The sequence below is a fragment of the Vicinamibacterales bacterium genome (genome assembly GCA_041659285.1).
Lineage (GTDB): Bacteria > Acidobacteriota > Vicinamibacteria > Vicinamibacterales > UBA2999 > 12-FULL-67-14b.
Map to the genome: position 1 here is coordinate 29528 of JBAZYO010000019.1, position 23369 is coordinate 52896.

General features: G+C 68.8%; 26 protein-coding genes. 2 read left to right on the forward strand and 24 right to left on the reverse strand.

Annotated elements, in window-relative coordinates; genetic code table 11:
- Window positions 1-13: 13 nt before the first annotated feature.
- Genes murB through nagZ form a run of 6 tightly spaced genes read right to left on the reverse strand, consistent with a single transcriptional unit; the run spans window position 14 to window position 5969 of the window.
- Entirely contained in the window at window positions 14-955 is a 942-nt protein-coding gene (gene murB / locus WC815_22035) for a UDP-N-acetylmuramate dehydrogenase (GenBank protein MFA5911466.1), read from the reverse strand.
- Window positions 952-1902: a biotin-dependent carboxyltransferase family protein gene (locus WC815_22040; GenBank protein ID MFA5911467.1), complete on the reverse strand. Its 951-nt coding sequence runs from the start codon at window positions 1900-1902 to the stop codon at window positions 952-954. Before WC815_22040 ends, murB begins: the two co-directional genes overlap by 4 nt.
- Window positions 1899-2558 (reverse strand): 5-oxoprolinase subunit PxpB, encoded by a 660-nt coding sequence (pxpB, locus tag WC815_22045; protein MFA5911468.1) that lies wholly within the window; start codon window positions 2556-2558, stop codon window positions 1899-1901. Before pxpB ends, WC815_22040 begins: the two co-directional genes overlap by 4 nt.
- Window positions 2555-3949 carry a UDP-N-acetylmuramate:L-alanyl-gamma-D-glutamyl-meso-diaminopimelate ligase gene (gene mpl / locus WC815_22050; GenBank protein ID MFA5911469.1) on the reverse strand — a complete coding sequence of 465 codons (1395 nt, stop codon included), beginning with the start codon at window positions 3947-3949 and terminating at the stop codon, window positions 2555-2557. The genes pxpB and mpl overlap by 4 nt, the downstream gene beginning before the upstream one ends.
- Window positions 3949-4869: an LD-carboxypeptidase gene (locus tag WC815_22055; protein MFA5911470.1), complete on the reverse strand. Its 921-nt coding sequence runs from the start codon at window positions 4867-4869 to the stop codon at window positions 3949-3951. Before WC815_22055 ends, mpl begins: the two co-directional genes overlap by 1 nt.
- Window positions 4866-5969 (reverse strand): beta-N-acetylhexosaminidase, encoded by a 1104-nt coding sequence (nagZ, locus tag WC815_22060; GenBank protein MFA5911471.1) that lies wholly within the window; start codon window positions 5967-5969, stop codon window positions 4866-4868. Before nagZ ends, WC815_22055 begins: the two co-directional genes overlap by 4 nt.
- A gap of 52 nt (window positions 5970-6021) precedes the next feature.
- On the opposite strand from nagZ, the gene WC815_22065 reads away from it, so the two are divergent.
- Window positions 6022-7014, forward strand: a complete 993-nt coding sequence (locus tag WC815_22065) for a hypothetical protein (protein MFA5911472.1) — start codon at window positions 6022-6024, stop codon at window positions 7012-7014.
- The gene (gene polX, locus WC815_22070; protein ID MFA5911473.1) at window positions 7011-8750 is read left to right on the forward strand and encodes a DNA polymerase/3'-5' exonuclease PolX; all 1740 of its coding nucleotides are present in this window, start codon (window positions 7011-7013) and stop codon (window positions 8748-8750) included. Before WC815_22065 ends, polX begins: the two co-directional genes overlap by 4 nt.
- Window positions 8751-9088: 338 nt before the next feature.
- On the opposite strand, the gene WC815_22075 is transcribed toward polX, so the two are convergent.
- The 18 genes from WC815_22075 to plsY form a co-directional block, all read right to left on the reverse strand.
- Window positions 9089-9865 (reverse strand): hypothetical protein, encoded by a 777-nt coding sequence (locus tag WC815_22075; protein MFA5911474.1) that lies wholly within the window; start codon window positions 9863-9865, stop codon window positions 9089-9091.
- Window positions 9865-10620, reverse strand: a complete 756-nt coding sequence (locus WC815_22080) for a RodZ domain-containing protein (GenBank protein MFA5911475.1) — start codon at window positions 10618-10620, stop codon at window positions 9865-9867. The genes WC815_22075 and WC815_22080 overlap by 1 nt, the downstream gene beginning before the upstream one ends.
- Before the next feature lie 73 nt (window positions 10621-10693).
- Window positions 10694-11362: a thiamine phosphate synthase gene (locus tag WC815_22085; protein ID MFA5911476.1), complete on the reverse strand. Its 669-nt coding sequence runs from the start codon at window positions 11360-11362 to the stop codon at window positions 10694-10696.
- Window positions 11359-11592, reverse strand: coding sequence for a hypothetical protein (locus WC815_22090; protein MFA5911477.1), 234 nt, complete (start codon window positions 11590-11592; stop codon window positions 11359-11361). Before WC815_22090 ends, WC815_22085 begins: the two co-directional genes overlap by 4 nt.
- Before the next feature lie 24 nt (window positions 11593-11616).
- On the reverse strand, window positions 11617-13683 hold the full coding sequence (locus tag WC815_22095; protein MFA5911478.1) for a tetratricopeptide repeat protein: 2067 nt from the start codon (window positions 13681-13683) through the stop codon (window positions 11617-11619).
- A 12-nt stretch (window positions 13684-13695) separates the two neighbouring features.
- Window positions 13696-14319: a ribonuclease HII gene (locus WC815_22100; protein MFA5911479.1), complete on the reverse strand. Its 624-nt coding sequence runs from the start codon at window positions 14317-14319 to the stop codon at window positions 13696-13698.
- Window positions 14319-14669 carry a 50S ribosomal protein L19 gene (gene rplS, locus WC815_22105; protein ID MFA5911480.1) on the reverse strand — a complete coding sequence of 117 codons (351 nt, stop codon included), beginning with the start codon at window positions 14667-14669 and terminating at the stop codon, window positions 14319-14321. The genes WC815_22100 and rplS overlap by 1 nt, the downstream gene beginning before the upstream one ends.
- A complete protein-coding gene (gene trmD, locus WC815_22110; protein MFA5911481.1) occupies window positions 14666-15394 on the reverse strand; it encodes a tRNA (guanosine(37)-N1)-methyltransferase TrmD in 729 nt (242 codons plus the stop codon). The genes rplS and trmD overlap by 4 nt, the downstream gene beginning before the upstream one ends.
- Entirely contained in the window at window positions 15391-15924 is a 534-nt protein-coding gene (rimM, locus tag WC815_22115; protein ID MFA5911482.1) for a ribosome maturation factor RimM, read from the reverse strand. Before rimM ends, trmD begins: the two co-directional genes overlap by 4 nt.
- Before the next feature lie 5 nt (window positions 15925-15929).
- Entirely contained in the window at window positions 15930-16184 is a 255-nt protein-coding gene (locus WC815_22120; GenBank protein MFA5911483.1) for a KH domain-containing protein, read from the reverse strand.
- 8 nt (window positions 16185-16192) lie between these two features.
- A complete protein-coding gene (rpsP, locus tag WC815_22125; protein MFA5911484.1) occupies window positions 16193-16471 on the reverse strand; it encodes a 30S ribosomal protein S16 in 279 nt (92 codons plus the stop codon).
- Window positions 16472-16537: 66 nt separating this feature from the next.
- Complete coding sequence (gene ffh / locus WC815_22130) at window positions 16538-17899, reverse strand: signal recognition particle protein (GenBank protein ID MFA5911485.1); 1362 nt, start codon at window positions 17897-17899, stop codon at window positions 16538-16540.
- A gap of 68 nt (window positions 17900-17967) precedes the next feature.
- Window positions 17968-19215 (reverse strand): bifunctional 3,4-dihydroxy-2-butanone-4-phosphate synthase/GTP cyclohydrolase II, encoded by a 1248-nt coding sequence (locus WC815_22135; protein ID MFA5911486.1) that lies wholly within the window; start codon window positions 19213-19215, stop codon window positions 17968-17970.
- The gene (locus tag WC815_22140; protein MFA5911487.1) at window positions 19212-19805 is read right to left on the reverse strand and encodes a riboflavin synthase; all 594 of its coding nucleotides are present in this window, start codon (window positions 19803-19805) and stop codon (window positions 19212-19214) included. The genes WC815_22135 and WC815_22140 overlap by 4 nt, the downstream gene beginning before the upstream one ends.
- A complete protein-coding gene (ribD, locus tag WC815_22145) occupies window positions 19786-20871 on the reverse strand; it encodes a bifunctional diaminohydroxyphosphoribosylaminopyrimidine deaminase/5-amino-6-(5-phosphoribosylamino)uracil reductase RibD (GenBank protein ID MFA5911488.1) in 1086 nt (361 codons plus the stop codon). Before ribD ends, WC815_22140 begins: the two co-directional genes overlap by 20 nt.
- Window positions 20865-21788, reverse strand: coding sequence for a signal recognition particle-docking protein FtsY (gene ftsY, locus WC815_22150; protein MFA5911489.1), 924 nt, complete (start codon window positions 21786-21788; stop codon window positions 20865-20867). Before ftsY ends, ribD begins: the two co-directional genes overlap by 7 nt.
- Window positions 21789-22790 carry an NAD(P)H-dependent glycerol-3-phosphate dehydrogenase gene (locus WC815_22155; GenBank protein MFA5911490.1) on the reverse strand — a complete coding sequence of 334 codons (1002 nt, stop codon included), beginning with the start codon at window positions 22788-22790 and terminating at the stop codon, window positions 21789-21791.
- Complete coding sequence (gene plsY, locus WC815_22160; protein ID MFA5911491.1) at window positions 22787-23359, reverse strand: glycerol-3-phosphate 1-O-acyltransferase PlsY; 573 nt, start codon at window positions 23357-23359, stop codon at window positions 22787-22789. The genes WC815_22155 and plsY overlap by 4 nt, the downstream gene beginning before the upstream one ends.
- Between the last annotated feature and the right edge of the window lie 10 nt (window positions 23360-23369).

Sequence of the window (23369 nt, forward strand, 5' to 3'; positions counted from 1 at the left end):
CAGGCGACACGCACTATGAAAACTCGCCTAGACAGATGATCTCATCTCGCAAGGTGACGCCGAAGCGTTCTTTCACCGCCGCGCGGCAACGCTCGATGAGCGACTTGATGTCGGCCGCCGTGGCGGTGCCGTCGGTGATCACGAAGTTGGCGTGGATCGGCGAAACGCGGGCACCGCCCAGCACCGCGCCCTTCAGGCCGGCCCGGTCGACGAGCGCGCCGGCCGAGGGCGGGATGCCGTCCGGGATGTGATCGCGCGACGGCTTAGGATTCATGAAGATGCAGCCGGCGCTCGGCGCCGCCAGCGGCTGGGTCCGCTTGCGGAACGCCAGCGACTCCCGCGCCACCAGGCGCAGGGCCGCCGGGTCGGCGCCCGGCGTCACCCGAAACGCCGCCCACAACACGATCTCGCCGGTGTGCTTCAGACGGCTGAAGTCGTAGTCGAACTCCATGCGGTCCGCCGACACCTGCAGGAGGGTGCCGTCGGGACGCACCAGGCGGACGCTTTCCACCAGGTCGCCGATGTTGGTCTGTTTCCAGTGCGCGTTGCCGTAGATGGCGCCGCCCACCGTGCCCGGCGTGCCGGCCCAGGCCTCGAGGCCGGCGTAGCCCCGGTTGATGGTCCAGCGCACGAGACTGTTGATGGTGACGGCGGCGTCGGCGCGAACGAGGTGGTTGCCAAGCTTGCTCACCGAGCCGCCGCGCGGCCGGATCACCAGTCCGCGCACGCCGCGATCCGAGACGAGCACGTTCGAGCCGCCGCCCAGCATTGTCACCGGCTGCCCTGCCGCCTTCGCGGTCTTCAGGGCCAGGACGATTTCCTCGGCGTTGACCGGTTCGAACAGGACGTCGGCCGGACCGCCGACCCTGAAGGTCGTGAGCGGCGCGAGCGGCGCATCGATCGAGACGCGGGCGGCGCCAAACGCGGACGTCATGGCCGTCACCAGCGCACTCATGAGGCGTCCTTGAGGTCCGCGTATCGCAGTAACTGGCGTTCTCGCGCGATCAGCGCCGTGACGGCTTCCTGCCGCGAGCACAGGATGAACTCGATGAAGTCGCCGGGTGCGAGCTGCCCGGCCAACGGCAGGTCGGCGGAGATCACGTGACCAATCTTCGGGTATCCGCCGGCCGTCTGTCGATCGGCCATCAGCAGAATGGGCTCGCCGGCCCCAGGCACCTGGATCGCGCCCATCCCGACCGGCTCCGAGATCAGCTCGCCGGCGCGGACGCGAGCCAACGCCGGCCCCTCCAGGCGATAGCCCATGCGATTGGACCGTGGGGAGATCCGGAAACTCACGCCGACCACCGCCTTCAACGCATCGGCGCGGAACCACTCGTCCTGCGGTCCCGGCACGACGCGCAACTGCGCGCGGCCGCCCGTGGGGAGCGTCAAGCCTGCCGCCTTCCGCGACGGACGGGCCGAAGGCCGTGCCAGCACCGGCACGCGATCGCCCGTGATCAGCGCGCGGCCGTCGACGCCGCCCATGCGGCTCACCAGATGCGTCGCCCGGCTGCCCAGCACTGCCGCCGTCTGGATGCCGCCGGCCACGCCCACATAGGCACGCGCGCCTTGCACGATGCGCCCGAACTTCAGGCGTTGTCCGGGCCGGACTGGAAACGAAGCGGCCATCGGCACGGGCTGGCCATCGCAGGTCGCTTCGAAATGGGCGCCGGCAATGGCGAGCGTGGTCTCCGCGCCGATGATCATCTCCGGGCCGATCAGCGTGACTTCAAGCGTCGCCGCATCCACCTCGTTGCCGACCAACTGGTTGGCGAGCCGATGTGAGAACGCGTCCATCGGGCCGGCCACCGGCACGCCGAGCGCCTGGTGCCCATACCGTCCCACGTCCTGCACCGTGGTCAGCAGGCCGGGTCTGATGATGTCGAGCGAGCCGAGGCTCATGCGGCGCCGCCCGGTTGCGGCACGAATCGCACGAGGTCGCCCGCCGCCAGCAGGCTCGGCTGCGGGCGGTTCGCGTCGAACATCGCCGCCGGCGTGCGGCCGATCACTTGCCATCCCCCGGGGCTCGCGACCGGGTACACGCCCGTCTGTTCGCCGGCGATCCCGACCGAGCCGGCGGGCACACGCTCCCGGGGCACGCGGTGGCGCGGCGCGGCAATGCGCGAATCCACCCGGCCCATGTAGGCGAACCCGGGAACGAATCCGAGCATGTAGACGCGATACGTTCGCGCCGCATGCCACGCGATCACGTCAGCCGTTGAACACCCGGCAAATGCCGCGACGGCCTCCAGGTCGGGGCCGTATTCGCCGCCGTACGCCACGGGAATCTCGATCGGCGCCCGCGGCGTCACACCTTCGGTCGCGTCCAGCCCGCTGGCATCATCGGCGATGGCCCGTTCGAGGGCGCCGAGGTCGGTTTGCAGCGGGTCGAAATGCACCGCCACCGTGCAGTAGCCGGGCACCACATCGCGGATGCCACGGCCGCCCCGCTGGCGCAGGCGCGACGCCAACGCGATGGCCCGCTCATTCACCACCGGATCAATCACCGGCTCGAACTCGACGAGCAGCATCGAGTCCCCGCATTCGCGGATCTTCATTTCAGCGCGCTCACAAGCTTGCCGTGAATCCCGCCGAAGCCGCCGTTCGACATCACGACAATCACGTCACCCGGGCGGGCTTCCCGCGCGACCGCCTCGACGATGGCGTCCACCGTCGGCAGGTGGCGCGCGGCGACATTCCGGGCGCGCAGGTCCTCCACCAGCCTCGCCTCCGACAGCCGCTGCTCGGCGGGCAGGCTCGATCGGAAGATCGAGGCCAGCACGACCTCATCCGCTCCAGCGAACGCCCGCGCGAAGTCATCCTGGAACACGCGCCGGCAAGACGATGCCGACCGGGGCTCGAAGATGGCCCACAGGCGCCGGCCGGCGGCGGATCGGCGAAGCGCCTTGAGCGTTTCCTCAACCGCCGTCGGGTGGTGCGCGAAGTCGTCGTAGACGGTGATGCCGCGCACCTCGCCGACCACTTCGAGCCGGCGCTTCACGCCCGCGAACGCCGCGAGCCCTCGACGCAGAGCGTTGACGTCGAGGCCGAGGTCGGCGCCCACCGCAATCGCGGCGAGCGCGTTGCGCACGTTGTGCTCGCCCAGCATCGCCATCCGGAACCGGCCGTGAACGCGCGACCCCTGCAGCACGGTGAACGCGGTGTCGGCGCCGCTCTCGATGTCGATCGCCCGCCAATCGGCGGCTGCCGCCAACCCGAACGTCTGGACCCGGCTCCTGGCCAGCGGCGCCAGCGCCGCGGCGTCCGGGCTGTCGAGGCCGAGCAGCGTCAGCCCGCGGCGCGGGACCAGGTTCACCAGCCGCTTGAACGCCAGCCGGACCTCATCGAGATCGGCATAGATGTCGGCATGATCGAACTCGATGTTGTTGACGACGGCGACGTCGGGGAGGTACTTCAGGAACTTGGCGGTCTTGTCGAAGTAGGCGCTGTCGTATTCATCCCCTTCGATGACGAAGGCCTTGCCCTTGCCGATGCGATAGCTCGCTCCGTCCTTGCCGAAGTTCCGCGCGATGCCGCCGACCAGCACGGTGGGGTCGGCGCCGGCGGCGGTCAGCAGCCATCCGGTCAGCGATGTCGTGGTGGTCTTGCCATGGGTGCCGGCGATCACGATCGACTGGGCGTCCCATAGCCAGTGATCCCGGATGGTCTCGGGCAACGAGGCGTACCGCAGGTTCCGATCGAGCACGGCTTCGAGTTCGGCGTTGCCCCTCGAGATGGCGTTGCCGACCACGACCAGGTCCAACGCGCCGGCGACGTGCTCGGGGCGGTAACCTTCGAGCACTGTGATGCCCTCGGCCGCCAGGAAGTCGCTCATGGGCGGATAGACGTGCTCGTCGGAGCCGCTGACGTCGTTGCCGGCCTGCTTGAGCAACGCGGCCAGCGTCGCCATGGCCGTGCCGCACACACCAATCAGATGAATCCGAGCCACTAGGACACCGCCGCTTCTGTGATGACCACGGCCGGTGATCCATCACCGATCACCTGCGCGCGCACGCCGAACGGCAGCGTCCACGTGGCGCCGGCGGTGTGGCCGGATGGGAAGCCGAACAGCACCGGCCCGGCAAACCCGGCCGTGAAGTCGCGCAGCACGTCGCGAATGGCCGGGTCGCCGCCCGGCTCGTCGCATCCGGGGAACTCCCCGAACACCACCGCGCTCGCCCGCCCGAACAGGCCCGCCTGCGCGAGCTGCGTCAGCATGCGGTGAATGCGGTATGGCCGTTCGCCGATGTCTTCGAGGAACAGCGCGCACCCCTGCGGCGCGTCGAACGCCCATGGTGTGCCGAGAGACGAGACCAGCTGCGTCAGCGTGCCGCCGACCAGCCGGCCCACCGCGTGGCCGGCGTGCAGCACCTCGAGCGCCGCCGGGCGCATCTCCCCTGCCGGCTCGCTCGACATCACCACGCGCCTGAACGACGTCTCGTCGTAGGCAGACGGCCCTTTCGACAGCCGGCGATCGATCATCGGTCCGTGAATCGCCGTCAGTCCGTTCAGCAGGTAGAACGACAGGATCGCGGTGATGTCGCTGTAGCCGATCAGCGCCTTCCGGGATTTTCTCAGCAGCGCGGGATCGAGCAGCGGCAGCACCTGCGCGCTGCCATAGCCGCCGCGCATCGCGATCAGCGCGCTAATCGCGGGGTCGGCCCACGCCTGCGCGATCGCCTTGGCGCGGACCTGCGCCGAACCGGCCACGAATCGATCCTTCTCGAACAGCGACTCGTCGAAGACCGCCTCGAGGCCAAGGCGCGCGAGCTCGGCGACGCCCGCCTCGACTTCTTCGCGCGCAAACGAACTGGCCGGTGCGACGAGGGCGACGCGATCGCCCGGGGACAACTGGCGAAGCTTGATCACAGAAAGGCCGCCATTTCGGCGGCAATCAACTGGTGCTCTTCGCGGCCGAGCAACTGGCGCATCTCGCGGGCGCGGCTGGCCGGCTTTCGCCGCTCGCCCATCAGGAACCGTTCCTTCGCCCGCCGCAACCGCAGGAACGCATCGTCACACCGTGCCGGCGTGATGGCGCCGGATTCGACCGCCCTCACCAGGGCTTCGAGGGTCCGCGCCTGCAGGTCGACGTCGCCGCTGCAGACGAGGATGCCGTCACAGCCGGCGCGGATGGCTTCGACCGCAGCCTCGGGGACCGGGTAGCGCGCGCTCACCGCCTTCATCTCGAGATCGTCGCTGAGGATCACGCCTTCGAAGCCCAGTTCGTCCCGCAGCAGCGCTTGCACGACCTTGGGCGACAGCGTTGACGGCCGGTGCTCATCGAGCGACGGCACCAGCACGTGCGCGGTCATGATGAACGCGACCTTTTCAGCCACCGCCGCCCGGAACGGCTCGAACTCGATGGCCCGCAGGCGGTCGGGCGGATGCTCGACCAGCGGCAATTCGAGGTGCGAGTCGGTGTTGGTGTCGCCGTGGCCGGGGAAGTGCTTGCCGCACGCCGCGACCCCGGACTCCTGCAGCGCCTTGATGATCACGCGTCCCAGCCGCGCCACGTCTTCCGCGCGCCCGGCCAGGGCGCGGTCGCCGATGACCGGGTTCTTGGGGTTGGTGTGAATGTCCAGGACGGGCGCGTAGTCGAGCGTGATGCCGACGGCCGACAGCTCGCCGGCCAGCGCCTTCGCGAACCGTTCGGCGAGCGCCTCCCCCTCCTCCCGGCCGGCACGGCCCAAGGTCGCCATCGGCGGCCACGTCGTGAAGGGCTCCTTCAACCGGGCGACGCGGCCGCCTTCCTGGTCCACGCTCACCCACGCCGGCGCCGTCCGGCCCAGCGCTTCGCACTCGGCCGCCAGCTCCGCCACCTGCTCCGGCGCCTCGATGTTGCGGCTGAAGAAGATCAGGCCGCCGAGGTCGAACTCCTTCGCCAGCGATCGCATTTCGACCGGCATGGTGCGGCCGGGAATGCTGCCAATCAGAAATTGTCCGACGTCGCGACGCGTGGCTAGTGGCATAAGTCTGTAGGGCACCCCATAAAAGGGGTGCCCTACAAATTATAATTGCGCCGTGCGAATCTCAGCATCGGCGCCCACACGAATTGATCTGGCGGGCGGCACCATCGATATCTGGCCGTTGTACCTGTTTCACCCCGGCGCACAAACGCTCCATATCGCCATCAGCCTCAGGGCGCACGCGTGGATCGAGCCGCGACCGGACGGCCGCATCGAGCTGGTCTCGGAAGACACCGACCGCCAGGTGAACCTGTCGGCCGATCAGCTCCGGGACGATGAGACGCTGCCGCTGCTCGGCCGGCTGGTGCACCGGTTCGACGCGCACGGCCTGCGCCTGACCACGCGCGGGGAGTCGCCCGCCGGCGCCGGCATCGCCGGCTCCTCGGCGCTCAACATCGCCATTTGCGGCGCCCTGGCGCACTTCGGGCACCACGACCTCGACCCGGAAGCGCTGATGGAGATCGCCAAGGACGTGGAGGCCCAGGTCATCCACGTGCCCACCGGCCTGCAGGACTATCGGCCGGCCATGTATGGCGGCATCGCCGCCCTCGAGCTGAATGCGGGCCGTCCAACCAGGGTTCCCCTCGACGTCGATCCCCAGGCGCTGGAACAACGGTTGGTCCTCTGCTACACGGGCGAACCCCGCAACTCCGGCACCAACAACTGGGACATCACCAAGCGCCACATCGACGGCGACCGCCACGTGTTTGACTGTTTCGAGCGCATCCGCGACACCGCCGCCGAAATGCGGGCGGCCCTGGCCCGGGGCGACTGGGACGCGACCGCGCGCTGCCTGGCGACCGAGTGGGGCAACCGCAAGCGCCTGGCGCCAGGAGTGACGACGCCCGCGATCGAGAACTTGATCGCGCGCGCCACCGCGGCCGGCGCACTGGGCGCCAAGGTGTGCGGCGCCGGCGGCGGCGGATGCCTCGTGTGCATGGCGCCACCGGAGCAGGTGCCGGCCGTGCGCGAAGCCCTCGCTGACGGTGGGGCCCGGCTGCTGGACTTCCACATCGAGACCACCGGCTTGAGCGTCGTCGAAGAATGACCACTCCCCTGCCCGCGCCGCTGGATAACCACGCCATCGCGCGCGCCCTCCAGGAGATCGCCGACCTCCTGGAGCTAAAAGGCGAGAACCCGTTCAAGATTCGCGCCTACCGCAACGGCGCCGACGTCGTGGCCCATGCCGCCGAAGCCGCGGCCGGGCTCGACGAGGCCGGACTTCGCGCGTGGCCGGGCATCGGCAAGGATCTCGCCATCCGCATTCGTGAGATTGCGCTGACCGGCACTTGCGAAGTGCGGAGGGAACTGCTGAAGGAGTTCCCCGAGACTCTACTCGACGTCTTGCGCTTGCAGGGCGTGGGCCCCAAGACGGTGGCGCTCCTCTACCGCGAGCTGCACATCACGAGCCTCGAAGACCTCGGCCAGGCGGCGAGGGCCGGCCGCATCCGCGGCATCAAGGGCATGGGCGCCAAGAAAGAGGAACTGATCCTCAAGGCGCTGGACGAGCGCCAGCGGCATGCGGGCCGCCATCTCCTGGCCAGGGCCAGCGGCGTGGCGGAAGCCCTGGTGGCGTACCTGACCACGCACGCGCCGGCCGCGACCATCGTCACGGTGGGCAGCGTGCGGCGCGGCGCCGAGACCAGCGGCGACCTCGACATTCTCGCCACCGGGGCGGACACCGCCCTGGCGGATGCCTTTGTCGCCTACCCCGCCGTCGAGCGCGTACTGGGCCACGGCCCCACGAAGGCCAGCGTGCTGCTGCGTGGCGGATACCAGGCCGACCTTCGCATCGTGCTGCCGGATCAGCGCGGCGCGGCGCTGCAATACTTCACGGGATCAAAGGCGCACAACATCGCGCTCCGCGACCGCGCCCTCGAACGCGGCTGGAAGCTGAACGAGTACGGCCTCTTCGACGCGCATGAGACGGCGATTGCCGGCGCCACCGAGGAGGGCATCTACGAGGCGCTCGGCCTGGCGTGGATTCCGCCTGAGCTCCGCGAGAACCGCGGCGAGATCGAAGCCGCCGGCGACGCCACCCTGCCCAGCCTGATCACGGCCGCCGACCTGCGCGGCGATGTCCACATGCACACCACCGACTCGGACGGCCGCGAGAGCCTCGAGGCCATGGTCGCGGCCGCTCGCGCACGCGGTCTGCAGTACATCGCGATTACCGATCACACCCAGTCGCTGGCGATGACCAACGGCCTGGATGACGACCGCACCTTCGCGCAGGCTGAGCGGATCCGCGCCTACGCCAGGTCCTTGACCGGGTTCGCGGTGCTCGCCGGCATCGAGTGCGACATCCTGGCCGACGGCCGCATGGACCTGGCCGACGATTGCCTGGCCGCGCTCGACATCGTGGTGGCCTCGGTCCATTCCGCGCTCCAGCAGGACGAGGCGGAGATGACCGCGCGCGTCATCAAGGCCATCGAGCACCCGTCGGTGGACATCATCGGGCACCTCACCGGCCGCATGCTGTTGCGCCGCGAGCCGTCGCGCCTCAACATCGAGAAGGTGATCGACGCCGCGGCTGCCAACGGCGTCGCGCTCGAGATCAACTCGCAGCCGTACCGGCTGGACGTCTCCGACAGCCACGCCCGCCTGGCCCGCGATCGCGGCGTCAAGATCGCGATCAATTCCGACGCCCACGAGGTGGACGCGCTCGGCTACGTCCGCTGGGGCGTGCTGACGGCGCGCCGGGCCTGGCTCGGCAAGGATGACGTGATCAACACGCTGCCACTGGCGCAATTCCGCAAGGCCCTGCGGCGGAATCGAGGATAGAGAGCCCACGTTGGGGTCAGACCCCTCGCGGGCACGACTTGCTCGGGGTCAGACCCCGTATAATCCCTGCATGGATCCCGTCGCGGAAATCAAGAAGCTCTACTACGGCGCCACCAAGGCCACCATCCAGAGGGACGTCGAACGGGCCATCGACCTGCTCAAGACGCTGCCGACGGAAGAGGAGCGTGAGCGCGTCGCCGTGTATATGGATGGACTGTCGCAGATGCGGTCGGAGTGGTCCGCCTCCGCTCGCCCGAAGGCTGGCGAGCTTCGGCGAGAGCCCGCCGAAGCGGCCTCCGGCCGCGCAGGCGGCTCGCAGGCGGCGCGGGGCGGCGTCTCTACTTCCGAGGCGCGCTCAGGCGCTTCCGGGCCGCGAGGCGCAGCGCCTCCGCGATATTCCGGTCCGCCGAAAGCCTCTTCACGTCGCCCTCGGTAAGGCGCTGCATCAGGTTTATCGACATCGCGACCGGCGTCTTCGAGTTCTTGACCAGGCTGAGCACCACGCTGTAGTTCTTGGTCCACGCGCGGCTTGACGCGATGGTGCGGAGAATATCCTCGGAGACGTTCCCCATCTTGGCGAAGGCCTCGACCTCGGCATCGTTCACTTTCGGGCAGCTGAGCACCGCCGAGGCCACCATCCGGTTGGGGTCGCGAATCAGGACCGCCCGCATTTCCCGCGTGCCCTTCATGGCGCACTTCACCTTTTCCGGTACGCTCATCGAGGCCAGCCGCTGCGTGAAGGTCTGCGCCGTCTCGCCTTCCAACTGGTCGTAGCTCATGCCCGAGTCGTCGGTGTCGATGAGGGGCTCGTCGAAGTCGGGCGCGGGGGTGTCGGACAGCGTGATGCCCCGGTGGATGAAGAACTCGCGGAGCTCGGTCGGGACGTCCGAGCGCGCGATGAAACTGCCGATCAATTCGGCGGGCAGCGTCTTGAGGGTGGCCTCGGCGGTGTCGCGAATCTCGGTGTCGGCGTCTGACGAGAGGATCATCAGGATGCCGAGTTGCTCGAGGGGCCGCGGCGCCACCGCGCCCTGGGCGGCCAGCAACCGCACGTCGCGCGCCACTTCACCGCGCCGGAAGAAATCCAGCAGCGGCGTGCGTAGACCGGCTTCCATCAGTAGCGAACCAGAAAGTCCTCGTAGTCGTCGCGGCCGATCCGGACCGACAGCACCTCGCCAGGTGCGCCAAGGAGCCGGCCGGCCTGGCCGTTGATGCTGAACTGCACGGCCGAGGCGTTGTCGCCCAGCAGCAGCAGTTCTTCACCCAGTTCGAGCGGGACGCTCTCGCCTTGTTCGACCGTGCGCCCCAGCACTTCGCGGCCGTCGGCGACAATCCGCAACTGGCAGCGCGACGAGATGGTCAGGGTGACCACGACGGGCCGCGGCAACATCACCGAGGCTTCGGTGAAGCCGCCGGCCGGCAGCACTTCGGACTGAAACCTGGCGGGCAGCGGCGGCGCCGCTTCGACGACCGTCGCCACGTTGGTGGCACGAATCGATGGCCAGCCGAAATAAGTCACGCCCGCCAGCAGGGGCAGCACCGCGCCCACAATCGTCAGGACCTTCTGGAACGATCGCGACGGCTCCGGTGTCACCACGACGGCCGCCGAGACCGGCGACGGCAAGTCATCGGGATGCGCGGCCGTGAAGTCGCGCAGCATCTGTTCGGGATTGAGGCCGACCTCGCTGGCCACGGCGCGAACGATCGCGCGGCGGTAGATGCCTTCGGGCAAGGCCGAGACGCACCCGCCCTCCAACGCTTCGATGGTACGTACGGACAGCTTCGTCGTGTCGGCGAGCTGGCGACAAGACAGGCCTTTCGCCTCGCGGGCCTGCTTCAGTCGCTTGGCCGGATCGAGCGTGCGTTGCATGGCTGCAGCGGCGATGGACGGACGTTGGTTAATTGCCAGAACTGCCTATCTTTCAAGGGGGCAGACGGACATCTTAAGAAACCGGGTGTGCAGAGTCAAACCCCAAACGCATCACCATGACCCGTTTCTGCACAAACTCATCCATGCGAGCACCGGGGTCTGGAAGGAAGGCCCCGATCGCCGCCAAGCCGGCTGCGCCACTAGCTGCCACGAGAGGAATTGATGGCAGGTCCACTCCGCCGATGGCGAGGACCGGCCGACCGGCAGCCGCCGACACCACACCCGCCAATCCGTCCCAGCCAAGGCACACCGCCGACGGCTTCGACACCGTCGGCAACACCGTTCCGGCAATGAGGTAGTCGGCATCTGCCGCGGCCGATGCCGCGGCCTGACCGTGAATGGATCGGCCCACCAGGAAGCCGGCAGGCGACAGCCGCCGGGCGGCGGCCGTCGTGAAGGACCGCTCCTTCAGGTGAACGCCCGCGGCCCCGGTCACCAGCGCCACGTCGAGCCGATCGTTCACCAGGATCCGGCTGGACGTGTCCCGGGTATCAGCAACGACCAGCCGCACAAGGTCCGCGAGGGCCCTCGCCTCCAGGTCCGGCTCCCGCACCTGCACCAGGTCCACACCGGCGGCCGCGGCGGCACGAATCAGTGCCCTGAGCGCGTCGATCCAGTCCCCGGGTCCCACGCCGAGCGCGGCGCCCAGCCGGCGGCGGTCGGTCACCAGGCACAGGATCATGCCGGGTCGTCGTCTGCTGGCTTGGCCGGCCGCGCCCCGAACAGGTCAGAGAGCTCGACCAGGGCCGCGCCGAGGTTGACAATGCCGAGGCCGCTGATGGCGCCGCGGGCGTAGTTGCTGGTGAGCAGCGCCTTGATCGCCGGCGACCACTCGACAAAGTAGTTGCGTTCCCAGAAGGCGGACCACGGGATCAGCACCAGCAGGAGTCCTGTTTCGAGCAGGAGCGCCACGAAGAGGAGCCGCCTGAACAGAAATCAGCCCCGGGCCTGGACTTTAGAGAGCCGGTCGATGCGCCCGGACACGTCGCGGTAGCCGCCCGACTCGGATTCAAGCTCGACGAACACCGCCAGCGCGCGCGAGTGCTCCCCCACCGCTTCAAGCGTCTGGGCGAGGTCGTACAGCAGAGCGCGCCCGGCCTCGGCCGTGGGGGCCGGCGCCTCGGCGGCGCGCTCCAGCCACTCGATGGCGTTGGCGGTCTCCTTGCGATCCAGGTACAGCCGTCCGAGCATCGAGGCGGCATCGAACCGCTGTCGTGGCGAGCTCGACGCGCCCTCCAGCGCCTTAATGGCGTCTTCGATCATGCCCATCTCGTGATACGTCAGCGCCAATCGGTATTGTTCCGCGGCGGCCTCTTCCGACGACTGGCGGCTCGACTCGTCACGCAGGCCGCGGAACACCTGGTCCAGCGAGCGCGGCGGGGGCGGCGTCAACACCGGGGGCGGCAACGGCGCCGGCGCTTCCTCGAGCGCGTCGCTCAAGTCGATTTCGATCGCGCCGAAGTCGGTGAACGACGGTTCGGCCGCCTCGGCGGCCCTGGCTGCCGGCGGCTTGGCTCTGGGTGGCGCCGGCGGCGCCTCGACCCGCGGCGGCGGCGTGTCGAACGACATCCCCTCGTTCAAGTCCATCTTCTCGCTGGCGAGGAACGGGCTGTCGCCGCTCAAGCGATCGGCGATGATCGCGTCGGGATCGCTTTCCCCCAGCATCACCAGCGCGCGGCGGAAGCGATCGAGATTGGCGCGGTTCCACGGCTCACGCGCGACGAGGTCTTCGCTGATGATGCGCGCTTCCAGGCCGCGGCCGACTTCGAGGTAGGCATCGGCCAGCTGCGCCTGCGCCTCGTACATCGTGGCCTCGAGCCCGCCGTCCACGCAGATTTCGACCAGGCGCATGAGCGCCACCAGGTGGCTCGGCACGCGGATCGTGAACTCGTGCAGCGACACCGCGGCGGCGGCGTAGTCGCCGTCGGCAAGCGCGGCGTCGGCCACCGCGTCGATGCACTGATACCCGGCCTCCGGATTCGACTCGGCGAGCCGGCAGCCGACCACCACCGCGGCCTGCGCCTGGTTGCGATCGAGCGTCAGCGCCTGGATGATGGCGGCGCGGCCTTCGGCGAACCGGCCGGCGGTGAGTTCCATCTCGCCGAGCGTGATCCACAGCTTCGGGTCGCTCCCGGCCGTCTCCGCCGAGAGGTAGGTGCGGGCCTTGTCGAGGTCGCCGCGTGCCACGTAGGCCAGCGCGAGGCCGGCCCGGACGTCGAGGTCCGACGGGTCTGCCGCGGCCACCTCGCCCAGCACGTCGAGGGCGGCATCGCCCTGCCCGGTCCGCTCGAAGGCGGCGGCCACCTGCTTCAGTTCGGCGACGCCGCTTGCGACCTTGCGTGCCAGCTCGGGGGTGTTCCCCGACAGGTACGCGCCAAACAGCCTGGTGCGCGTGTCGTCATCCGAGCTGTCGAGGTCAAAGGCGGCCTGCAGGGCGGTCAGCGCCTCGGCGCCGCGGTCCTGCTTCTCGTAGCGCACCGCCACGTCGCGGAACTCGCGGAGGGCCGTGGCCGCGTCACCGGTCTCGGCCGCCAGTTGCGCCGCCTTCATGCGGGCTTCGAGGTCGTCCGGATCGAGGGTGCCAAGGCGAATGGCGATTTCGGCCGCGCCCTTGCGGTCGCCGCGCGCCTTACGGCGATCGGCCACCGCCTGGAAGTACTGCTTGGCGTCGGCGAGCGTGCCCTGGCGGGCGGCGAGGTCGCCCGACTGCAGCAAGGCATACTCGTCGTCCGGCTTGAGCTTGAGGACCTTCTTGAAGAGCGCCGCAGCCTTCGGGTAGAACCCCTCGGCGGCGAGGTGGTCGGCAATGCGGGTGAACTGCTGGAGACCCTTGTCTAGCTGGTTGGCGCGTACGTAGAGATCGCCAAGCGCATTGGCGCTGTTCCAATCACGGGGCTGGGCCTCGACGACCTTGACGTACTCCGCGATGGCCACATCGATGCGGCCCTGTCGCAGTGCTTTTTCCGCGCTCTTGAGCGCCCCTTCACGATCGAACGGCGGCACTTTGTACGGCCCTCACGCAATGGTATCAAACAGCGACGCCGGCCTGAATGTCCGCCGGTGCTGCGGCGAATAACCAAACCGGGCCACGGCCGACAAGTGCTCGGCCGTCGCGTACCCCTTATGTCGGTCGAAACCGTATCTCGGGTCAGCGGCGTGGAGCTCTTGCATCATTCGATCCCGGGTCACTTTGGCGACGATTGACGCCGCGGCAATGGCCGACGAGCGGCGATCGCCGCCAATGACGCCGCGCTGGGCCATCGGCAATGACGGAATTCGAAACGCATCTACCAAAACCGCATCTGGCAGGGGGGCCAGCGCGAGCACGGCCCTCCGCATGGCCTGCAGCGTGGCCTGATGAATGTTGATGCGGTCGATCTCGCCGGGCGTCACCGAGACCACGGCCCAGGCGACCGACTTCGCGACAATTTCTTCGTGCAACCGCTCGCGGTGCGCGGCGGTCAGCGCCTTCGAGTCGGCCAGGCCGTCGATGCGCCGATTCGGGTCGAGGATGACCGCGCCGGCCATCACCGGCCCGGCCAGGCATCCCCGCCCCACTTCGTCCACGCCCGCCACGCACACGAAACCATAGCGCCGAAGCGCGTTCTCGATGGTGCGGCGGGCGGAGACCTTGCGCACTACGACGTCTTCTTGACTTCCTTCATGCGGGCGGCCTTGCCCTTGAGGTCGCGCAGGAAGTACAGCTTGGCGCGGCGGACCTTGGCGGAGCGCAGCACTTCGATCTTGGAAATCGTCGGCGAGTGGAGCGGAAAGATGCGCTCCACGCCCTGGCTGAACGACACCTTGCGCACGGTGAACGTCGCGCGATTGCCGCCGCGGCGAATGCCGATGACCACACCCTCGAAAATCTGGATGCGTTCCTTGTCGCCTTCCTTCACGCGCACGTGCACGCGCACCGTGTCGCCGGCCTTCATGCGGGGCCGCTCGACCAGTTGCGCCTTCTCAACCATCTCCATCGCAGTCATCACTTGCTCCTTTTGCTCAACCACTCTTGTTCATCGGCATCGAGCGCCGCAGCCGCCAGCAGCTCCGGCCGCCGTTCGGCCGTCCGCGCCAGCGCCGCGTGGCGCCGCCACCGGCGAATCTCGCCGTGGTGCCCGGACAACAACACGGCGGGCACCTGCCGTCCTTCGAATTCCGCGGGTCTCGTGTAGTGCGGGTAATCGAGCAGCCCGCGCGTAAACGAATCCCCTTCCACCGACTGCTCGTCGCCGACCACGCCGGGGACCAGCCTCGCCATCGCGTCAACGACGGCGAGCGCCGGGATTTCGCCTCCCGACAGCACGTAGTCGCCGATCGACAGCTCTTCAGTCGCCAGCGCCTCGCGCACCCGCTCGTCGATGCCCTCGTAGCGCCCGCACAGCAGCACGACGTGGCCCAGCCCCACCAGCCGCCGGGCGCCGGCCTGCGTGAACGGCACGCCCGCCGGCGTCAGCACCACCACCGCATCCGGCGTTCCGCGGCGGTCGCGAATCGCGGCGAGCGCGGCGAAGAACGGCTCGGGCTTCATCACCATGCCCGGCCCGCCGCCAAACGGCACGTCATCGACGACGTGGTGCTTGTCCGTCGTGTAGTCCCGGAGATTGTGGACCTCGACGTCGATCAGTCCACTGCTGCGAGCCCGGCCCACCACGCCTTCCGCGAGGCCGGCTTCGACCATGCGCGGAAAGATCGTGATGACGTCGACCTTCACCGCCAATCCCCGTTCAGTTCCAGCAGCCCAGCGGGCGGCCGCACCGTAATTCGTCTCGCCGCGATGTCCACCGTGCAAATCGCGTCGGCCAGCGGGATCAGCAGTTCGCTCCGCTTGCCGGCCACCACCAGTCGCGGCTGCGCGGTGTTGCTGTGCACGTCCGTCACCCGGCCAACCGTTTCGCCGCCCTCGGTGACCACCTCGCACCCAATCAGGTCGCGGTGGAAGAACTCACCCTCTGGCAGCAGTTCCGCATCGACTTCGTCGGTGCGCAGCTCCTGGCCGGCCAGCAGCTCCGCATCGTTCATCGAGCCCACCCCGGCGAACAGGATCACCGGGCGGCCCTGGTGCAGCCGCATGGTGACGACTTCGAGCGTGGACGGCGTGCCGTCCTTCCGCCGGGTCCACAACCGGGCACCTTTCCGGAACCGCTCCTCCGGGAAGTCGGTCTCCGGGTTGACGATTACCTCGCCGCGATTCCCGTGCGTGCGCGCCACGACGCCCACCAGGATCGCGTCATCCCATTCCACAGGATCTAGCTGCGGCCGGTTTGATCGCGAATGTCGAGGCTGACGCGCTTGTCGTCGGCCTCGGCGGCGCTCGACAGCAACGTGCGCAGCGCCGCCGCGGTGCGGCCCTGCCGGCCGATGACGCGGCCGAGGTCGCCCGAGGCGACCTGCAGTTCATACACCGTCGCGCCGCGGCGCTCCGATTCGCGCACGCTCACGGCGTCGGGCTGGTCGGCCAGCGCCCGCGCCACGGCTTCGATGAGGCCCTTGAGGTCCGCCACGGCCGCACCTATGCCGTCGGGGCCACGGGCTGCGCCGTCACCGGCTCAACCACGGCGCCACGGTCGCGGGTCAGGTGCTTGGCCAGCAGCGTGCGGACCGAGTCCGACGGGCGGGCGCCCTGCTTGATCCAGTGGCTGACACGGTCCTTGTCGATTTCGACCACGGCCGGCTTGCTGCGGGGGTTGTAGAAGCCGAGCACCTCGATGTACTGGCCTTCCTTCTTCGAGCGGGCTTCCGAGACCACCACGCGGAAAAAGGGACGCTTCTTGGAACCGGTGCGACGCATACGAATCGACAGCATTGTGAACTCTCTAACAGCGGCACGACGAGGCCGCGCTTCTAGGTTAACGACTTACTTCATCAGACTGAACGGGCCTTTGCGCTTCTTCTTCTTCGGCGCCGCGGCGATGGGGTCGCCCGTCATCTGCCCCACCATCTTCAGCATCCGCTGCATTTCCACGAACTGCTTGAGCAGCCGGTTGACGTCTTCCACCGTCGTGCCGCTGCCCTTCGCCACGCGCTTGCGGCGGCTCCCATCGAGGATGTCCGCCTGCTTCCGCTCCGCCGGCGTCATCGAGTTGATGATCGCCTCGATGCGCGAGAGCTGCTTCTCGTCCGGCTTCTGGCCGGCCAGTTCCTTCATGCCGCCCATGCCGGGCAGCATGCCCATGATCTTCTCGAGCGGGCCCATCCGCTTCAGCATGCGCAGCTGATCGCGGAAGTCTTCCAGCGTAAATCCGCCCTTGCGGATCTTCGCTTCCAGCTTCTCGGCGTCGCCCCGGTCGATGACCTCTTCGGCCTTCTCGATCAGCGACAGCACGTCGCCCATGCCGAGCATGCGCGACACGAACCGGTCGGCGTGGAACGGCTCGAGGTCTTCGAGCTTCTCGCCGCTGCCGACAAACGCAATCGGCACACCGACCACCGACACCACCGAGAGCGCCGCGCCACCGCGCGCGTCGCCGTCGATCTTCGTCAGGACCACGCCGGTGACGCCGATCTGCGCGTTGAACTCGCCCGCGCTCTTGATCGCGTCCTGCCCGGTCATCGCATCCGCGACGTAGAGCAGGTCGGTCGGCCCCGACACGTCCTTGATCGCGACCAGCTCCTTCATGAGCTCGTCGTCGATGTGCAGCCGGCCCGCCGTGTCGACGATGACCACGTCGTTGCCGACCGCCCTGGCCTCGGCGAGCGCGCTCTTGGCGCGCGACACCGGGTCCATGTTCCCGACCGGGTCGTGCACCCGCACGCCGGCCTGCGCCGCGACGATGGCCAGCTGCTGGATGGCCGCCGGCCGCCGCACGTCGGTCGAGACGACAATCGGGTGGCGCCCCTGCTTCACCAGCCACTTGGCCAGCTTGCCCGTCGTCGTCGTCTTGCCCGAGCCCTGGAGCCCGAGCATCAAAATCACGCGCGGCCGGGCCGACGATTCCGTCAGGCCGCCCTTGGCATCCCCGAACAGGGCGAGCAGTTCATCCCGAACGATCTTGATGACCTGCTGGCTCGGTGTCAGGCTCTTGAGAACCGCCTGATCCATCGCCCGATCGCGCACGCGATCGACGAATGCCTTGACGACCTTGAAGTTGACGTCGGCCTCGAGCAACGCCATCCGGATTTCCCGGAGGACGTTCTCCACCGTCGCCTCGGTGAGACGTGTTTCTCCCTTGATGGACTGGAAGACGTCCTGGAGGCGATTGCTGAGCGCGTCGAACATGGGCCATCACGGCAGAGGCCAACCTCCGCCGCGCAAACCCTTATCCTACATGAACTTCAGAAGAACGGTCAAACCGACGTGAGGCGGTGGCCGAGCTTCTCCTTCTTGACCTTCAGGTACTTGCGGGTCGTGTCGGAGGCCGCAATCTCCAGCGGCAGCGTGGACGACACGGCGAGGCCGTACCCTTGCAGGCCCACGAACTTGCGGGGATTGTTGGTGAGCAGCCTCATGGTCCTGACCCCCAGATTCCTGAGGATCTGGGCGCCAATGCCGTAGTCGCGCTGGTCGGGTTTGAACCCCAGGCGCTCGTTGGCTTCCACCGTGTCGAGACCCTGATCCTGGAGGAAATAGGCCCGAATCTTGTTGGCGAGGCCAATGCCCCGCCCTTCCTGGTTGAGATACAGCAGCACGCCGCGGCCCTCGGCCGCAATGCGCCGCATGGCGGCATCGAGCTGGTCGCCGCAATCACACCGGGCCGAGTGGAAGACATCCCCGGTGAGGCACTTCGAGTGCACGCGGACCAGCACGTCGCGGCCGCTGGTGATGTCGCCGGCGACCAGGGCAATGTGGGTCATGCCGTCGATCAGGCTGTTGTAGGCGTGGATGCGGAAGGGCCCGTATTCGGTCGGCAGCTCCGCTTCCGCGACCTTCTCAACCAGGCCTTCGGTCTGCATCCGGTGCCGGATCAAATCGGCCACGGTGATCATGAGCAGCTTGTGCTTGCGCGCGAACTTCACCAGCTCGGGCACCCGCGCCATGGTGCCGTCGGCCTTGGCGATCTCGCAGATCACGCCGGCCGGCGTCAGCCCCGCCATGCGCGCCAGGTCCACGGCCGCTTCGGTCTGCCCCGCGCGCACCAGCACGCCGCCTTCGCGGGCGCGCAGCGGGAACACGTGGCCGGGACGCGCCAGGTCCGCCGCCTTGGTCGTGGGGTCGATGGCGGCCAGCACGGTGGTGGCGCGGTCGTGGGCCGAAATGCCGGTGGAGGTTCCGCGCTTGGCCTCGATGCCGATGCAGAAGGCGGTCTCGAACTGCGTCGAGTTCATCTGCTGCGGGACCTGCAGCGGGATGCTCAGCTCGTCGAGGCGGGCCGCGGTCATCGGCATGCAGATCAAGCCGCGGCCGTGGGTCATCATGAAGTTGATCACTTCGGGCGTGACGTGCTCGGCGGCGATCGTCAGGTCGCCTTCGTTCTCGCGGTCTTCGTCGTCGACGACAATGACCATCTCGCCGCGACGGATCGCGGCCACCGCCGACTCGACGGCCGCAAACGGCGTCTTCGACCTGGCCCCTTTGGCGATCTTGATCTGTCTCATGATTTCCTGAGTTCCATTGCCCGCACGACGTACTTCCCGATCATGTCGCACTCGAGGTTGACCTTGTCCCCGGCGCGCAGCGACTTCAGCGTGGTGTTCGCCCACGTGTAGGGCACCACCTGGACATCGAACTGGCGTTCGCCCAGTCCGGCCACCGTGAGGCTGATTCCGTCCACCGCGACCGAACCCTTGCGGATGAAGTAGGCCGCCAGCGCCGGCGGAAAGCCGATGGTCAGCCAATGCGATTCGGCCTCCGGACGCGCGTCTTCGATGGTGCCGACGCCGTCCACGTGCCCGAGCACGAAGTGGCCATCCATCCGGCCGTCGAAGCGCAGCGGCCGTTCGAGGTTCACGGCCTGACCGCGCTGCAGGGACCCGAAGGTGGTGACGCGGGCGGTTTCGGGCCCAACGTCGGCCAGCACGTGCTCGCCGTCGATCAGGATCACCGTGAGGCAGACGCCGTTCACGGCCAGGCTGTCGCCCAGTTTCATCTGCGAGGCCAGCGGGGTGTGAATCCGCACGCGATGCCCGTCGCCGGTGCCCTTCACCTCCGACAGCGTGCCGACCGCCTCAACGATGCCCGTAAACATCTGATTCCATCCAAGCGTCCGGCCCGAGTGTCTCAACACGCACTGGTATCAGCTGCGACAATGGGACCGGTATTCCGTCGAAGAACCTGGCGCCCTGCTCACCCAGTATGGTGGGCGCCACAATCACGTGCATGCGATCGACGATGCCGGCCTGCCAGGCGGCCGCGTGCATGGCCCCGCCACCCTCGAGCAGCAGGGTGGAGATGTCCCAGGCCAGCAGGGCGCGCACATCGGTGCGGAGATCCCCGGTGCCGTCCACGACCGTGGCGCCGGCCGCCTCGAGCGCGTGGACGCGATCGCGCTCACGCGCGGCTGCGATTGCCGTCGTCATTATTATGACCGGCCCGGCGTCGAGCGTCGAGAAGAGCCGGGCGGTGGGCGGGGTCCGGAGCCGGCGGTCGAACACGACGCGGGCCAGGGAACGCAACCGAAAGCAGTCCCGTGCAGTCAGGAGCGGATCGTCGGCCAGCACCGTGCCGGACCCGACGGCCACGGCATCGACCGCGCCGCGCAGGCGCTGCGTGCGCCGGTTGGCCTCGCCCGAGGTCAGCGGCGTGCGCACGCCGGGCGCAGCCGCGATCTTCGAGTCCAGGCTCGTGGCCGCCTTCACGATGACCATCGGGCGGCCCTCGGTCTGGACGATGGCGAAGGCGCGATTCAGGCGAGCCGCCTCATTCCCGAGCAGGCCGACGTCCACCTGGATGCCGTGCGCCCGCAACCGCTCAAAGCCCGTGCCGCTGACCAGCGGATTGGGATCCTGCATGGCCGCGACCACGCGGGCCACGCCGGCGTCAATGATCCGGCTCGTGCACGGTCCAGTCCGGCCATGATGGCAGCACGGCTCGAGCGTCACGTAGAGCGACGCGCCGCGCGCGCGCGCGCCGGCCTCTTCCAGCGCGAAGACCTCGGCGTGCGGGTCTCCAGCGCGGGGATGCCGGCCCTGCCCCACCACCACGCCGTCAGCGGTGACCACGACGGCGCCGACCATCGGGTTGGGCGTGGTCACGCCCTCGGCCCGGCGGGCGTGGAACAACGCACGGCGCATGTAGTCCGCGTCGCTCACCATTTCTCTTGGAAGATGGCGTCCACGTACTCGCGCGGCGAGAACGGCAGCAGGTCATCGACCGCCTCCCCGACACCGACGTAGCGAATGGGGAGCTTGAGGTCGTGGGCGATCGCGACGGCGATGCCGCCCTTGGCCGTGCCGTCGAGCTTGGTGAGCACGATGCCGGTGACGCCAGCCACGGCGGTGAACTCGCGCGCCTGCGCCAGGCCGTTCTGGCCGACGGTCGCGTCGAGGATGAGCAGGACCTCGTGCGGCGCGCCGGGGACTTCGCGGCTGGCGACGCGGCGGATCTTGTCGAGCTCGTTCATCAGGTTGGTGCGCGTATGCAGGCGTCCGGCGGTGTCCACCAGCACCACGTCGCGCTGGCGTGCCTTCGCGGCCGTGACGGCGTCGAACACCACGGCGGCCGGATCCGAGCCTTCGCGGGCGCGAACCATGTCCACGCCGGCCCGGTCGGCCCAGATCTGCAGCTGATCCACGGCCGCGGCGCGGAACGTGTCGGCCGCGCAAATCAGCGGCGACAGGCCGTCGCGCTTCATCTGGTTCGCGAGCTTGCCGATGGTGGTGGTCTTGCCGACGCCGTTGACGCCGACAATCAGCACCACGTGCGGCCTGGCGGTGGGCGGCGGCGTCGCCGGCGTCGCTTCGAACACCCGCAGCATTTCCTGCTTCACGAGGTCTCGCAGGCTCTCGCCGCGGCGCTGGCGCCGGCTGACCGCCGATACGATCTCGGTCGTGGCGGCGACGCCGACGTCGGCCATCAACAGCACCTCTTCGAGCGCCTCGGCGGTTTCCACGTCGACGTCGCGCGTGCGCGCGTCCGCGGAATCGGCCCTGCGGACGATGTCTTCGAACTTGCCCACGAGCTGCTGCGTGGTCCGCTGCAGCCCCTGCTTCAACTTGTCAAACAGTCCCATCTACACGTGTTCCAGCTTCTGCTTGCGGCCCATGAGGTTGCGAATGGCATCGCGCGGGTCGGTCCGCCCCGCGAGCACGTCCGACATTTCCTGGGCGATTGGGAGTTCGATGCCGACGCGCGCGCTCAACGCCAGCGCGGCCTCGGTGGTGCGGACGCCCTCGGCCACCATCTTGGTGCGCGCCAGGATGTCGGCGAGCGACTCGCCGCGCGCCAGGGCGATGCCGACCTGCCGATTGCGGCTGAGGTCGCCGGTGCAGGTGAGCACCAGGTCGCCCAGACCGGCGAGGCCGGACAAGGTGTCACGCTGCCCGCCGAGGCACACCGCCAGGCGCGAAATCTCGGCCAGCCCGCGCGTGATCAGCGCCGCCAGCGCGTTGTGCCCGAGGCCGAGCCCTTCCACCACGCCCGCGGCGATGGCGATGACATTCTTCAAGGCGCCGCCGATCTCCACTCCCACGACATCGCTGCTGCCGTAGAGCCGCAGCGCCTGCGAGCGGAAGTGCGCCTGGATCATCTCGACCGCGGCCGACGACTCGCCCGCCGCGACCATCGCCGTCGGCAACTCGCGCGCCAGTTCAATCGCGAAGCTCGGTCCCGACAGCACCACGATGCTGCACCCGGCCGGGAACTCCGCGCGCATCACTTCCGACAGGCGCAGCAAGGACCCTTCTTCAAGGCCCTTGGCGGCGCTCACCAGCGTGCAGCTGTCCGGCACCAGCGCGCTGGCGGCCCGCGCGACGGCGCGCAAGCCGTGCGACGGCACCGCCATCACCACGAACTCCGCGCCGGTGACGGCGTCGGCCAGCACGCTGGTGGGCTGCAACGCCGGCGGCAGCTCGATGCCGGGCAGGTACAGCGCGTTGGTTCGCGTCGCCACCATGTGGTCCGCGAGCGCGGCATCGCGCGCCCACAGGCGCACGTCGTGGCCGGTGTGGGCCAGGTGCACGCCGAGCGCGGTTCCCCAACTTCCCGATCCCAACACCCCGATGGTGTGTGTCATGTTCCTAATGCGCGTTCCGTGCGCGTCCACAAGCGGGCAAGGTTGCCGCGGTGGCGAAAGAGGATGAGGGTCGCCACCACCGTGGTGCCAATGTCAACGGACCGCAGCCCCGGCGTGGACCACTCGATCACCGGCAGGAGCACGGTGGCCACGATCGATCCGAGGGAGACCAGCCGCGTGCGCGCCACGGTGACGCCAAACGCCGCGGCCGCGATTGCGGTGGGCCACGGCGCCAGCACACCAAACACGCCGCTGGCCGTCGCCACGCCCTTGCCGCCCTTGAACCCCAGCCACACCGGATAGATGTGGCCGATCACGGCGGCGACGCCCGCCGCGACCGCCGCGGTCCCGTCACCAGCCAGCAGCACCGCCGCCGCGCCCTTCCCCATGTCGGCCAGCATCACGGCGACGGCCATGGCGAGTCCGCCGGTTCGATACACATTGGTGGCGCCGACATTGCCGCTTCCGACACGGCGCAGGTCGACTCCCCTCGCGCGGTGCGCCAGGAGGTAGCCGATCGGCAGCGACCCGACGGCGTAACCGATCAAGATGGCGGGAAGCAGTTCCACGGTGAAGGCA

What these genes read in the sequence shown, in the direction of transcription:
- murB (MFA5911466.1), bottom strand. Translation starts at nt 955, where the DNA reads ATGAGTGCGCTGGTGACGGCCATGACGTCCGCGTTTGGCGCCGCCCGC.
- WC815_22040 (MFA5911467.1), bottom strand. Translation starts at nt 1,902, where the DNA reads ATGAGCCTCGGCTCGCTCGACATCATCAGACCCGGCCTGCTGACCACG.
- pxpB (MFA5911468.1), bottom strand. Translation starts at nt 2,558, where the DNA reads ATGAAGATCCGCGAATGCGGGGACTCGATGCTGCTCGTCGAGTTCGAG.
- nagZ (MFA5911471.1), bottom strand. Translation starts at nt 5,969, where the DNA reads ATGCCACTAGCCACGCGTCGCGACGTCGGACAATTTCTGATTGGCAGC.
- polX (MFA5911473.1), top strand. Translation starts at nt 7,011, where the DNA reads ATGACCACTCCCCTGCCCGCGCCGCTGGATAACCACGCCATCGCGCGC.
- WC815_22075 (MFA5911474.1), bottom strand. Translation starts at nt 9,865, where the DNA reads ATGGAAGCCGGTCTACGCACGCCGCTGCTGGATTTCTTCCGGCGCGGT.
- WC815_22080 (MFA5911475.1), bottom strand. Translation starts at nt 10,620, where the DNA reads ATGCAACGCACGCTCGATCCGGCCAAGCGACTGAAGCAGGCCCGCGAG.
- WC815_22085 (MFA5911476.1), bottom strand. Translation starts at nt 11,362, where the DNA reads ATGATCCTGTGCCTGGTGACCGACCGCCGCCGGCTGGGCGCCGCGCTC.
- rpsP (MFA5911484.1), bottom strand. Translation starts at nt 16,471, where the DNA reads ATGCGTCGCACCGGTTCCAAGAAGCGTCCCTTTTTCCGCGTGGTGGTC.
- ffh (MFA5911485.1), bottom strand. Translation starts at nt 17,899, where the DNA reads ATGTTCGACGCGCTCAGCAATCGCCTCCAGGACGTCTTCCAGTCCATC.
- WC815_22135 (MFA5911486.1), bottom strand. Translation starts at nt 19,215, where the DNA reads ATGAGACAGATCAAGATCGCCAAAGGGGCCAGGTCGAAGACGCCGTTT.
- WC815_22140 (MFA5911487.1), bottom strand. Translation starts at nt 19,805, where the DNA reads ATGTTTACGGGCATCGTTGAGGCGGTCGGCACGCTGTCGGAGGTGAAG.
- ribD (MFA5911488.1), bottom strand. Translation starts at nt 20,871, where the DNA reads ATGGTGAGCGACGCGGACTACATGCGCCGTGCGTTGTTCCACGCCCGC.
- ftsY (MFA5911489.1), bottom strand. Translation starts at nt 21,788, where the DNA reads ATGGGACTGTTTGACAAGTTGAAGCAGGGGCTGCAGCGGACCACGCAG.
- WC815_22155 (MFA5911490.1), bottom strand. Translation starts at nt 22,790, where the DNA reads ATGACACACACCATCGGGGTGTTGGGATCGGGAAGTTGGGGAACCGCG.